The following is a 12,807-nucleotide window of genomic DNA, read 5'->3' as shown; positions in this document are numbered from 1 at the left end:
CTAATCGAGTTTTCAACATGTGTTTATAACTTCTGGAAAAGAATGGTCGCCAAAATTCCCACAGGAACAAATTACTCCCTACCTTTACAATCCTTTTAGCAAAAACCTACGAGAGATGGAAAGACAAAAAAGAAAATCTGCAGTAAAAGTAGTTGAGAAAACGGTTGCCGCGCCTGATATCGGCAAGCTGCCCCCCCAGGCAAGAGAACTGGAGGAGGCAGTGCTGGGGGCGCTGATGCTGGAAAAAGACGCTTATTCCGTTATCAGTGAAATATTGAAGCCGGAAAGTTTTTATGATCCTTCTCACCAGTTGATCTATGACTCCATTCAGGGGCTTGCCATGCAGCAAAAGCCGGTGGATGTATTGACGGTAGTGGAGGAACTGAAGCGACGGGGTGAATTGGAAACTGCCGGGGGGGCCGTCTATATTGCCGAGTTATCGGAAAAGGTGGCCTCTGCCGCACATATAGAATATCATGCCCGTATCATTGCACAGAAATCCATGGCAAGGGAGTTGATCGCTTTTTCTTCGGATGTGTCGCAACAAGCATTTGATGAGACTGTGGATGTGGATGATTTGATGCAGGAGACCGAAGGACGCTTATTTGAAATTTCGCAGCGGAATGTGAAAAAAGACGTGATCCAGATCAATCCGGTCATCCGTGAGGCGTTGAACAATATCCAGTTGGCAGCCAACCGTAAAGACGGTATGAGTGGCCTGCCTACCGGTTTCAAGGAGTTGGACAAACTGACGTCGGGGTGGCAGAGATCCGACTTGGTGATCATTGCGGCTCGACCGGCCATGGGAAAGACTGCTTTTGTATTGTCGATGGCTAAGAATATGGCACTCGATTACGAACAGCCGGTAGGCGTTTTCTCGCTTGAAATGTCGAACGTGCAGTTGGTGAACAGGTTGATTGTGAACGTGTGCCAGATAAAAGGGGAAAGTATCAAAAGCGGCCGTCTTTCGGACGATGAATGGGAGCGGCTCGATAAAAACCATAAGTTTCTGTATAATGCTCCTATCTATATCGATGACACGCCCAGTTTGTCGGTGTTTGAATTGCGTACCAAAGCACGGCGGTTGGTACGTGAACATAATGTCCAAATATTGATCATCGACTACCTGCAGTTGATGAACGCAAGCGGGATGAGTTTCGGTAGCCGTGAACAAGAGGTGAGCATGATCTCCCGTTCACTGAAGGGGTTGGCCAAGGAGTTGAACATCCCCATCATTGCCTTGTCTCAGTTGAACCGTGGTGTGGAAAATCGTCAGGGGCACGAAGGCAAGAGGCCGCAACTGGCCGACCTGCGCGAATCGGGTGCCATTGAGCAGGATGCCGATATTGTTTGTTTTATCCACCGTCCCGAATATTACAGGATTACTGAAGATGAACGGGGCAATTCGTTGGTAGGTATTGCCGAGATTATTGTGGCAAAACATCGTAACGGGCCTACAGGTATTGCCAATATGCGGTTCGATAATGAATATGCACGTTTCCAAAATCTGGATGACTATGCCGTGGGCAGAAATTATGTAGAGCGTCCTTCGAGAATGAATGCCCAGTCCAAACCAGCCGACTCTTCCGTGGATTCAGCTTTCCCTTCATCCGGCCTTGTGACACAGGGAAATGATCCGTTGCCATTTTAACGGCGAACTATACCTTAAAAGGGAATACAAGTATCTGTCATATATGGAGATAAGTAAAAAATAACAAACCTAATTGAGCTTAAAATGTTATAATTACTGTCAAACTGTTGGTTGCATTTGATCACTAAAAGTATAAATCAAAATATTATTTCTATTTTTGTATGTTAAAAACTGCCGTGGCAGCTCATATAAAATGAAACTAAAGATGCATAACAGGGTTAATCCGAATACAATATTTTCGTTCGTGCTTTTCTTGCATATTTCACTCCTCTCACTTTCTGCACAGGATCTGAACTATAAAACCGTGCAAGTGAACGGGCAGACTTATTATGAATACAATGTCCAATCGGGGGAAGGACTCTACGCTATCTCGCGGACTTTTTCGGTATCGGTAGCCGAAATCCTGCGTCATAATCCCGGAGCCGAAAGAGGTCTCCAGAACGGACAAAGACTATTGATTCCCGTTACCGGGGAAAATAAAGGGCGGAATTCGGATTCTCCGCTGAATACCAACACTTCCCAGTCCATCCGGTCTCCTCAATCCCCTCGTTCTTCCGGGGGGGGGCAGTCTCGGGCGCAAGACCAGAATACCACATTCCAACATACCGTGGTGGTTGGAGAAACAGTGTTTGGCATAGCCAGGATGTACCACACGACTGTGGATGAGATATTCCGTCTTAATCCGGGAAGCAGGGAGGGTATTAACGAGGGGCAAGTGCTTACTATCCCGCAACGGCGAGTTATCAGTCAGGAAAAAGAAGAGAACTATCGTTATCATACCATATTACCCAAAGAGACGCTCTATTCCGTATCAAAGACTTATTCCCTGAAACCGGAGGATGTGATGCGGGCAAACCCCGGGTTGTCGGTTGAGACGTTCCAGATAGGGAAAACTATCCGTATCCCCTTTTTCGAATCGTATGAGGTAATCTTACCCTATGAAGAACAGACTACCAACATTATTCATAAAGTCGGCAGAGGCGAGACACTTTATAGTATTGCCCGGCAATATAGTGTGCAGGTGCAGGAAATACAGCGTTTGAACCCGATGCTTGAAGGGGGATTGAAGAGCGATATGGAGTTGCTTGTCCCGGTGAAAAGGAGTCTTGTGGAGGATGATTCCAGATCGGATATGAGTGAGGCGAACCGGCTACTTAGCCAGCCCGCGCCTTCCCAGAGAGTGAATGTGATGAATGTGGGACTATTACTGCCTTTCCTTGATGAGACAAAAGGAGCACACCTTCGTATTCAGGAGTACTATGAAGGTTTTCTGCTGGCGGTGGAGAAGATGCGAAACAATGGGGCTAATATCGAACTATTCGTTTTTGATATAGGAAAGGGAGAAGATACCCGGAAACTCCAGAGTTTGCTGGGAACCATGGAAATGCAATCGCTTAACCTGATTATTGGCGGGGTTAGTGATGCGCAAATCAAAGTGCTGTCCGATTTTTCAAAATCCCATAATATAAAATATGTGGTGCCTTTCTCGCAAAGCAACGCTGAGGTACTCAACAATGGAAATATGTTCCAGGTAAACCCGATGCAGTATCTGACCTATACGAAAGCTTCTTCTGTTTTTCTCCAGACATTCCGAAATGCCCATATCATGTTTATACAGGGAGGCGGTAACGATAAAAATGAATTCGTTTCCTTATTGCAAAATGAACTTCGCAGAAATAATGTCAGATACGAGACGTTGAACGCCGCCGCCACATTCGATAGTGCGATTCTTACATTGCTTAGTAGGAATAAGGAGAATGTAATTGTCCCTACCAGTGGAGACTCCGGCCTGTTGCGTCAGATACTGGATGAGTTGAAGAAGGTACAGGAATCAGATCCAGGCTTTTCCATCCGGCTGTTCGGTTATCCTGACTGGCAAGCTTACAACCTCAAAGAAAATTATAGCTTGTTTGATACGTACATATTTTCTCCTTTCTTTGCCAATGAGCAGAGCCGTGATGTAGAGGCATTCAAAACCAGCTTTCGCAAATGGTATGACCGGGATCTTCTGGAAACATTCCCGAGTTATGGCATGTGGGGATACGATACCGGTTTGTTTTTCCTGACCGCCCTGCAAAGATATGGTAATAATTTCGAGCAAAATATCGAAGGGATGAATGTCAATTCACTCCAATTCCCGTTCTATTTTGAACGTCCCAATAACTGGGGCGGTTTCATCAATTCCGGACTGTATCTCATTCATTATAGTACAGACGGCAGAATCATCAAAACAGATAAAAGCCGATGAGACATCTTTTTAATCCTGTAGTTCTATGCCTCCTGCTCTCGTTGGGTATCTCTCCTTTGTATGCCCAGAAAGAGATATTCAAAGGTGAATTGTACCTGGGGGCGGGAGGCGGCAGCCTTTTTTCAAAGGTGGATTTCGTGCCGAGTGTGCCGATGGGTTTCAAGCAGGGAATCTATGGTGGAATATCGGCAAAATATATTTCCGAAAAACATCTGGGAATTGTAATGGAAATCAACTATGCACAACGAGGATGGGAAGAAGAATTTGAGTCGTCATCCGATTTTTCTTACAGCAGGACACTGAACTATGTGGATATCCCATTTATGACGCATATCTATGCAGGAAGAAAAACACGCTTTATAGTCAATATCGGTCCGCAGATATCTTTTCTGGTCGGCGATAGCCAGAAAATGAGCCAGGCATTGTCGGATGATCTGGATGAACGGAGGGCTGCTGACCCGGAGGCAAGAATCGGGATGCAGTACGAAGGTGCATATGACCTGAAAAAGGTGGATTATGGCTTAATCGGAGGAATAGGAATGGAGTTTAAAACCGGTATCGGAGATTTTGACCTTGAGGGACGTTACTATTTCGGATTAGGGGATATTTTTACCAGCCGTCGTAGCGAGAACGCTTATTTTTCCCGTTCAGCCTCCCGTGTGATCGGGGTGAAACTGACTTATTATATGAGGATGTTTTAATATGCTAATGAGACTAATGTGCCAATGAGAATAATGAAGAAGTTGAGATTTTTTTCATTCTTAATTCTTCATTTTTAACTATTAATTACTTCCGAATAATCCAATAAAATTTTGTGAAAGATAAAAAGAATTGTACTTTTGTCGAACAAAAACAAATGAATATATGTTCATGTATTTATTTAAGGTTTCAGTATAATGGAAATAAAGGAAGAGGGAGTTGTATTGGAAAGAAAAAAAATAGACCGTTCCCAGTTTGAAGGGGCAGCATATATATTGAAGGCGCTGGCCAATGAAACCCGCCTGTGTGTAATTATGCAGCTTACCCAATCTGGTGAGAAATCGGTGACTGAGTTAATGGAGGATATGGATTGTGAGCAATCGCTGTTGTCGCACCATCTGACTGACATGAGGGCAAAAGGGATACTCCGCTGTCGTAAAAGTGGAAAAAATAGTTTTTACTCGCTTAGAGATAATAGATTCTCGAATGTGTTGAAGTGCATTTTGGACTGTGGCAGTTGAGGTGAAAATCTGCGAGTAAGTGAGGGCAAAGGAAGTTTACTTACATTTGCCGAACGATAGCAGATTGCGCGAAGCGAAAGGTGGAAAAGTGGAAAGGTGGAAAAGTGGTTAAGTTGTGGGTAGGTAGTTAAGTGATTAAATTTTAGACAATAATAGAACTATATGAAAGATTTTTTTAAGAAACACTGGTTGAGGATAGCCGGCATATTGGTCGGGACGCTGGTCGGATATATTTATTACCATTATGTGGGATGTCTGAGCGGGACTTGCCCTATCACTTCCAATCCCTATAGGATGATGATCTATGGCGCACTGGTAGGTTATCTCCTTTTCGATCTCTTTTCAAGCAATAAAAAAGCAAAGAATATAATTGAATAATAATTTCAAGAGAATAACTAATTTAGGTATATGATGAAAACAAATTTTTTAGTAGCGGCTGTCGCTTTGGTATTTATGTTGGCTTCATGCAACAACGCCGGCCAGAAAACCGGTTCAAACAGTGACGAAACGAATGTGACAAAAACAAATAATAGTATGACAACATCAAAAAAAACAATCCAATTGACAAGAGCCGACTTTTTGACGAAGGTGGCCAATTTCGAAGAAAATCCCGACACATGGGTCTATCTGGGGGATAAACCCTGTATTATCGACTTTTATGCCGACTGGTGCGGACCTTGTAAAATGGTCGCTCCCATTCTGGAAGAGCTTGCCAATGAATACGACGGTGAACTCTATATCTACAAAGTGGATACGGAAGCAGAGCAGCAGCTGGCTGCTGAATTCGGTATCCGAAGTATACCCTCTTTACTCTTCGTGCCGATGGGCGAAGATCCGCAGATGGCACAAGGGGCACTTCCCAAAGATGCATTCAAGCAGGCTATCGAGGAGGTATTGCTGAAAAAATCATAAAATCCTGTAATGATAAGCGGTGGAGCGGATATACCCAATATAAGGTGTATCCGTTTTCTGTTGCGTCTGATTGACTGTTTTTTTGTACCTTTGCCCTATCAAGTTACAGTTCAGGGATGAAGAATATTCAGGATTATGAAATAATGGCGCCGGCAGGATCTTATGAGTCGCTGACTGCGGCTATACAGGGCGGTGCGGACTCCATCTACTTCGGCATCGAAGGGTTGAATATGCGCGCCAAATCGTCCAATAATTTCACTATTGCCGATTTACACAATATCGCGGCTATCTGTCGTGATCACCATATAAAAAGCTATCTTACCGTTAACACGATCATCTACGATAATGATATGGAGCTGATGCGGAAGGTGGTGGATGCGGCCAGGGAGGCGAACCTCTCTGCCGTCATCGCGGCCGATGTGGCAGTGCTGATGTATGCCCGGCGTGTTGGGGTGGAAGTGCATCTGTCTACTCAACTGAACATTACCAATACCGAATCGCTGAAATTCTACGCGCAGTTTGCCGATGTGGTGGTGCTGGCTCGTGAGTTGAATATGGATCAGGTGGCGGCGATTTATAAGGATATAGTCGACCAGCAGATCAAGGGACCGTCGGGAGAGTTGATCCGTATCGAGATGTTCTGTCACGGTGCCTTGTGTATGGCGGTTTCCGGAAAATGTTACCTGAGCCTCCATGAGAAGGACCTTTCCGCTAACCGTGGAGCCTGCAACCAGATTTGTCGCAGGGGGTATATAGTGAAGGATAAAACCAGTGAGATAGAACTGGAAATCGACAATGAATATATTATGTCACCCAAAGATCTCAAAACTATCCATTTTATGAATAAAATGATGGATGCCGGGGTGCGGGTGTTTAAAATTGAGGGCCGTGCAAGGGGACCTGAATATGTGCGGGTGGTAACGTCATGCTATAAAGAAGCGGTGCAGGCTTATTGTAGTGATACATATACTGGGGAGAAGATAAACGACTGGAATGAGCGTCTCTCCACTGTATTCAACCGGGGATTCTGGGACGGATATTATCTCGGGCAACGACTGGGAGAGTGGACACACCGTTACGGATCGGGGGCTACCAAGCGGAAAGTGTATGTGGGAAAGGCCATCAAGCACTTCGGAAAGCTTGGCGTAACGGAATTTCTTGTGGAAACACAGTCGGTAAAACCGGGAGACGAATTATTGATCACCGGACCTACCACCGGCGCCATCTTCCTCACCGCCGACGATATCAGGGTAGATCTTATCACCGTTCCCGAAGCGGTGAAAGGAGACCGCTTCTCTATCAGGACCAATGAAAAGATCCGTCCCAACGATCAACTCTATAAAATGGTCACTGCCAACCGGCAAGGGACGGTGTGTGAGGTTCTGTAAGTCGTTGTTCATAAGAATATTTTATTTGATTCATTATCAATATGAATAGCGACTGTTTTAAAGATGTCTATAAGAAATATTTCAGCGTGCTTCATGCTTATTCGTTCCGTATCGTGGGGAGAGAAGAGGTGGCTGAGGATATTGTACAGGAAGTATTTCTGGATTGTTGGGACCGGCGTAGATCAATCGATATGACTGAATCCATAAAACCTTTTTTATATACGTTGACCCGGAGAAAGAGCATTGATTTTTTAAGGAAGTCAGAGAACAAAAACCTCTTATTTTCGGACTTCGAATTGAATTTAGAGCAGTTTTTTTTGATACACTCGTTTCGGACAATTTTATTGATACGAGGGAAATGGAACAGATTATCGAGGAAGCTATTCTGCTGTTACCGCCTAAGTGCAAGGAAGTTTTCTTGCTAAGCAGGGAAAGTGGGATGAAAAACAAACAAATTGCGGAAACCCTCGGTATCAGTGTGAAGGCCGTTGAAAAACATATTACCAAAGCTATAAAACAGATTCGGTTGGCATTGGAAGAGAAAGGGCATCTCTTTCTTTTCTTTTTAATTTTTTTCCAAAAAACATGAAATATCACTTTGTTTGACCGGCAGACGACTCTCATTGTAATGATCATTCAATAACACGCAGGACAACCGATTACAGCGTGAACCCAAAAGCGACCCGTTCAAATTTTGACGGGCGTGGAGATGGAAAATGTAACTAATTATCTTAAAAAAAATTTTTGAGGTAGGGTGTTTTCACATTTGTTCGTGTAATATGGTAGAGGATTTAAAATTTATCAAAATGAGGCAGGCGTTAAAAGATGTTGATTCGCTTATTGTGAGATATTTAGACAATGAAGCCACGTACGAAGAGAAAGCAAAGCTGAGCATGTGGCTGAACTTCTCAGAAGAAAATAAGCGCTACTTCATCCGTATGATAAAAACATGGGAGCGATCTCATATTTATTTACAGGATGAGGAGCGCGCCTCAGAGCGGTTTACCCATCTGCGGCAATTGCTCTTCAGGAGAAAGGTCCGAAGAGTGGTATATGGAAGTTCTGCTGCTGCCGCCATTGTGTTGCTGCTGCTTGCGGTCCGTTTTTTTATGCCATTGTCTGGTGTTTCATTGTTGACTGCGGCTACTTCGGACCAGAAAAAAGAAGTGGTGCTGCCCGACGGGTCCATTGTATGGCTTAATAGAAACAGCACGATTCAATATCCAGAAAACTTCACATCATACCGGAAAGTGTACTTGAACGGAGAAGCCTATTTTGATGTGACTAACAACAAGGAGCAGCCGTTTATTGTGGAAACTTCCGATCTCACGATACAGGTGTTGGGTACCCAATTTTTGGTCACGAATTACAGTGAAGAGATGATTGCCGAGGCGGTGCTTGAATCGGGTACGATTCAATTGATGGCGGGAGAGGCAGGCGAAGAGTTTCTCCTTCATCCCAACCAGATGTTCACGTATGACAAGGCTTTAGGTGAGACCCGGCTGGAATCCGTGGATGCGACGAACTTTACCGATTGGATCAACAGCCGGTTGGTGTTTGAGAATACCCGACTGACGGATGTGTTTACCCAACTTGAGAAATGGTATGGTATCCGCATTGAATGCAAGGATGCCGGTGTTCTGCAAACCCCTGTTTCTTTTACCATCGACACCGAGACAAAAGAAGAGATATTGAACATACTACAGGCGGTGGTGCCTTTTAATTGGAAACAGAAACAACTTCCCGGGCAAATCCAGGAAACGATTGCCATCTTTCAGGAAGTGGAATAAAAATAAATGAAGTAAAGAAATATTATATGTCTCTTAATTACAGAAATAAGAATCGATATCGTGATAAGTTCAAAACCCCCAAAAATATGCCTATGATAAAATGAAATAGAAAATGAAATGAAAATACAAATACAAAGGATTACGTAACATAAAAAACGAGATTATCCAGAAAAATTTAGCAACAATAATAACATTAAGTACATGAACAATAAAAAAAGAAATGATCGGTCATTTAATTCCAAAGGGTGGGAACCTCTTGTGAGAATTCCTCTTCTTGTGCTTGGAATCGCTGCCATTTTTTCAATACAGGTAAATGCGATGACACATCAAGGACTGATAGCACTCAAGCTTAATAACGCGACTATTAGTGAAGCAGTTAAGATCGTTGAAAAACAGAGCCATTACAAATTTGTTTACAACAACAACGAAGTGGATGCTTCACATAAAATCAGTGTCAATGCTAATTATGATAGCATAGAGGAAGTTGCCGAAGCGATTTTCTCAGGATACGATGTGGAAGTAAAAGGAAACCATGTAATTATTTCTCGAAAAAGGACAGATGACAGGTTCGCAGGAAACGCCAGTCAACAGACGGTTCAAAAAAGAACCATAACTGGCCATGTTACCGAAGGAGCAACAGGTGAGCCTTTGATTGGGGTCAGTATCCGGATTAAAGGAACGGGAATGGGAACCGTGACAGATATCGATGGTTATTATTCAATTGTAGTAGATAATAATAGGGCTGTATTGGAGTTCTCATATGTCGGATTTTTAGACCAAGAGATTGCTGTTGATAATCTGGGAGTCATTGATATACAAATGAATACCGATGCTACTCAGCTCGAAGAAGTGGTTATCGTAGGTGCGGGAGTTCAAAAGAAAGTGAGTGTAACCGGTTCTATTACCAGTGTCAAGGGCCAAACCTTAAGAATGCCCACTTCTTCATTAACCAGTGCCTTCGCTGGTCAACTTGCAGGGGTTATTTCCATGACAACCAGCGGAGCTCCCGGTTCAACATCTGAGTTTTATATCCGGGGTATTGGAACTTTCGGAGGACGCGCAACTCCACTCATTATGCTTGATGATGTAGAAATTAGTGCGGCTGATCTAAACAACATTCCCGCTGAAACGATTGAAAGTTTTTCTATCCTAAAAGATGCTTCGGCAACGGCAATATACGGGTCACGCGGTGCTAATGGGGTAATGCTTGTTAAAACAAAAGATGGGAACGTGAACGAACGTACGAAAATAAATGTTACGGTGGAACAGTCATTCAACACACCCATGAACTTTCCCGAATTCGTGGATGGAGCCACCTGGATGGAACTATATAACGAAGCGTTAATATCCCGAACGCCGAATGCTACTCCAAGATACTCTCAAGATGCAATTGATGCCACGCGATCCGGAATAAATCCATACGTCTATCCCGATGTGAATTGGAAAGATGTAATATTCAGGGATATGGCCACAAACCAACGGGCTAATATAAATATACAAGGCGGGGGACAAAAAGCGACATACTACATGAGCATCCAGGCAAACCATGATACCGGTTTGTTAAATTCTAAGAAGGCGTATTCATGGGATAATAATATCAATAATTGGGGTTATAATTTTCAAAATAATATTTCTTACAAGTTGACTGAGGGTACCAAAGTTGATTTGCGAATGAACGCGCAAATTCGACAATACAAGAGTGGAGATTATACGGCATCTGATCTGTTTGCAAAGATGCAGGCGGCTAATCCTATTAGCTTTCCGGTTACGTTCCCTGCTCAAGAAGGAGATGAACATATTCGATTCGGCAGTTCTGTTTTAACAGGGAACACGTACCGCGAGAATATATATGCCACCATGCTGAATTCTTTTAAAGAAACGCAGGAGAATACCATCAACACCTCATTAAAAGTAAGTCAGAATTTTGACTTCATTACAAAAGGATTAAGCGCCACCATGTTGGTGAATTTCAAGAACTGGTCACAAAATGGATACAATCGTTCCATCGAACCCTATTTATACAGAGTGTTAGATGGTAGTTATAACCCCGGAACACAAGAATATGAAATTGAAAGACTCGGCACATCCGGGACCGATTTTATTTCTCAATCAGATATTTCCAAATCAGGAGACCATATTCTTTTTATACAAGGGACGATAGATTATAGTCGTAATTTTGGTTTGCACAATGTGGGGGGAATGTTGCTTTACACGCAGCGCGAATACAAGGTTAATGTTCTTCCAAGCCGTAACCAAGGTATTTCCGGCCGGTTTACGTATGCGTATGATAATAGATATCTTGCAGAAGCTAACTTCGGTTATACCGGTACAGAGCGCTTGGCGAGTGGAAGTCGTTTTGAGTTTTTTCCCGCTATCTCGTTAGGTTGGGTAATGAGTGAAGAATCCTTTTTCGAACCAATAGCGAATACCGTCTCTTTTCTGAAATTCCGCGGATCCTATGGCTTAATAGGTAGTGATGAAACAGGATTAGGAGCCGGTGCACCTCACTTCTTATATATTAACCAAGTGAATTTGAGCTCTGACGGTTCCGCCTTCACGACCGGAGAAAATCTCGGATATCAACTTAAAGGACCTCAAATGCTCGAGTATGCTGTGAACGGTGCCGGATGGGAAAAAGTAAAGAAGCTGAATCTCGGTATTGATATGGAATTGTTTGGTTCGCTGAATGTCACTGCCGACTATTTTTATGACAAACGTTATGATATCTTGCTCAAACGAGAAGCATGGCCGGAATCGCTTGGGTATTATACCGCCAAACCTTGGGCGAATAAAGGTAAAATGGATAACTGGGGATATGAGATCAGCGCAAACTTTAACAGGCAACTGACAAAGGACCTGGTGATGGAGTTACGCGGTAATTTTACCTATACACAAAACAAATACGTGGATGTGGACGATCCCATTTACAAGTATCCCTGGCAATCTAGTACAGGAAAGCCAGCCAGCAGGGTGGAAGGATTCATTGCAGAAGGATTATTCACTTCACAAGAAGAGATTGATAATAGCCCTGTTCAAAACCTGGGGAGTACACCCAAACCCGGAGATATTAAATACCGGGATATAACCGGAGATGGTATCATTGATGATTTTGATAAAACAATGATTTCAGAATATGGAAGTGTGCCACGTATTCAGTATGGCTTTGGAGCAAGTATGAGATATAAGAACTTTGACTTTGGTGTGTTTTTTAATGGATCAGCTAAACGGACAATTGTTAGTGGACTAATGGCTCCGTTTGGGCAGAACGATCAGAACGTATTTCAATATATTGCGGATAACAGGTGGTCGGTGGATAATCCGAACCCCGATGCAAAATACCCGCGACTGGGGCTGCTAACTACTGATACACAAAATAACGCACACACGAGCACCTATTGGATGAGAAATGGAAATTTCCTGCGTTTAAAACAGTTGGAATTGGGGTATAGCTTTAATCATGGTCGAGTATACTTGAGCGGTAATAATCTGGCGGTTTTTGGTCCCTTTAAACAGTGGGATCCTGAACTTTCATGGAATGCTTATCCATTGCAACGTGTATTTAACCTAGGTGTACAATTAAGTTTTTAAATCATTGAAA

11 protein-coding genes are annotated in these 12,807 nt (G+C 43.3%); all 11 read left to right on the top strand.

Annotated elements, in window-relative coordinates; genetic code table 11:
- Positions 1–115 precede the first annotated feature (115 nt).
- The 11 genes from dnaB to ABV001_RS02645 all read left to right on the top strand — a co-directional run bounded on the left by dnaB (position 116) and on the right by ABV001_RS02645 (position 12,797).
- A complete protein-coding gene (dnaB, locus tag ABV001_RS02695; RefSeq protein ID WP_352421395.1) occupies positions 116–1,651 on the top strand; it encodes a replicative DNA helicase in 1,536 nt (511 codons plus the stop codon).
- Positions 1,652–1,844: 193 nt separating this feature from the next.
- Positions 1,845–3,899, top strand: coding sequence for a LysM peptidoglycan-binding domain-containing protein (locus tag ABV001_RS02690; protein WP_352421394.1), 2,055 nt, complete (start codon positions 1,845–1,847; stop codon positions 3,897–3,899).
- The gene (locus tag ABV001_RS02685) at positions 3,896–4,600 is read left to right on the top strand and encodes a porin family protein (protein WP_352421393.1); all 705 of its coding nucleotides are present in this window, start codon (positions 3,896–3,898) and stop codon (positions 4,598–4,600) included. The genes ABV001_RS02690 and ABV001_RS02685 overlap by 4 nt, the downstream gene beginning before the upstream one ends.
- Positions 4,601–4,795: 195 nt before the next feature.
- On the top strand, positions 4,796–5,119 hold the full coding sequence (locus ABV001_RS02680; protein ID WP_352421392.1) for an ArsR/SmtB family transcription factor: 324 nt from the start codon (positions 4,796–4,798) through the stop codon (positions 5,117–5,119).
- Positions 5,120–5,281: 162 nt separating this feature from the next.
- Complete coding sequence (locus tag ABV001_RS02675) at positions 5,282–5,497, top strand: DUF6132 family protein (RefSeq protein ID WP_352421391.1); 216 nt, start codon at positions 5,282–5,284, stop codon at positions 5,495–5,497.
- 33 nt (positions 5,498–5,530) lie between these two features.
- Positions 5,531–6,031, top strand: coding sequence for a thioredoxin (gene trxA / locus ABV001_RS02670; protein ID WP_352421416.1), 501 nt, complete (start codon positions 5,531–5,533; stop codon positions 6,029–6,031).
- Between the two features lie 116 nt (positions 6,032–6,147).
- Positions 6,148–7,419 (top strand): peptidase U32 family protein, encoded by a 1,272-nt coding sequence (locus tag ABV001_RS02665; RefSeq protein ID WP_352421390.1) that lies wholly within the window; start codon positions 6,148–6,150, stop codon positions 7,417–7,419.
- A 41-nt stretch (positions 7,420–7,460) separates the two neighbouring features.
- Complete coding sequence (locus tag ABV001_RS02660; protein ID WP_352421389.1) at positions 7,461–7,844, top strand: sigma factor; 384 nt, start codon at positions 7,461–7,463, stop codon at positions 7,842–7,844.
- Complete coding sequence (locus ABV001_RS02655) at positions 7,763–8,008, top strand: sigma-70 family RNA polymerase sigma factor (protein ID WP_352421415.1); 246 nt, start codon at positions 7,763–7,765, stop codon at positions 8,006–8,008. The genes ABV001_RS02660 and ABV001_RS02655 overlap by 82 nt, the downstream gene beginning before the upstream one ends.
- 217 nt (positions 8,009–8,225) lie before the next feature.
- Positions 8,226–9,209: a FecR family protein gene (locus ABV001_RS02650; RefSeq protein ID WP_352421388.1), complete on the top strand. Its 984-nt coding sequence runs from the start codon at positions 8,226–8,228 to the stop codon at positions 9,207–9,209.
- A gap of 201 nt (positions 9,210–9,410) precedes the next feature.
- Positions 9,411–12,797 (top strand): TonB-dependent receptor, encoded by a 3,387-nt coding sequence (locus ABV001_RS02645; protein WP_352421387.1) that lies wholly within the window; start codon positions 9,411–9,413, stop codon positions 12,795–12,797.
- Positions 12,798–12,807 lie beyond the last annotated feature (10 nt).

The organism is Proteiniphilum sp., from assembly GCF_040307845.1.
Classification (GTDB): domain Bacteria; phylum Bacteroidota; class Bacteroidia; order Bacteroidales; family Dysgonomonadaceae; genus Proteiniphilum.
Note: the sequence above shows the minus strand (reverse complement) of the source record. Positions and strands in the feature narration are given on the sequence as shown.

Bases quoted from the DNA above. Each gene is read 5' to 3' on its own strand.
- dnaB (WP_352421395.1), top strand. From the start codon at position 116: ATGGAAAGACAAAAAAGAAAATCTGCAGTAAAAGTAGTTGAGAAAACG.
- ABV001_RS02690 (WP_352421394.1), top strand. From the start codon at position 1,845: ATGAAACTAAAGATGCATAACAGGGTTAATCCGAATACAATATTTTCG.
- ABV001_RS02685 (WP_352421393.1), top strand. From the start codon at position 3,896: ATGAGACATCTTTTTAATCCTGTAGTTCTATGCCTCCTGCTCTCGTTG.
- ABV001_RS02680 (WP_352421392.1), top strand. From the start codon at position 4,796: ATGGAAATAAAGGAAGAGGGAGTTGTATTGGAAAGAAAAAAAATAGAC.
- ABV001_RS02675 (WP_352421391.1), top strand. From the start codon at position 5,282: ATGAAAGATTTTTTTAAGAAACACTGGTTGAGGATAGCCGGCATATTG.
- trxA (WP_352421416.1), top strand. From the start codon at position 5,531: ATGAAAACAAATTTTTTAGTAGCGGCTGTCGCTTTGGTATTTATGTTG.
- ABV001_RS02665 (WP_352421390.1), top strand. From the start codon at position 6,148: ATGAAGAATATTCAGGATTATGAAATAATGGCGCCGGCAGGATCTTAT.
- ABV001_RS02660 (WP_352421389.1), top strand. From the start codon at position 7,461: ATGAATAGCGACTGTTTTAAAGATGTCTATAAGAAATATTTCAGCGTG.
- ABV001_RS02650 (WP_352421388.1), top strand. From the start codon at position 8,226: ATGAGGCAGGCGTTAAAAGATGTTGATTCGCTTATTGTGAGATATTTA.
- ABV001_RS02645 (WP_352421387.1), top strand. From the start codon at position 9,411: ATGAACAATAAAAAAAGAAATGATCGGTCATTTAATTCCAAAGGGTGG.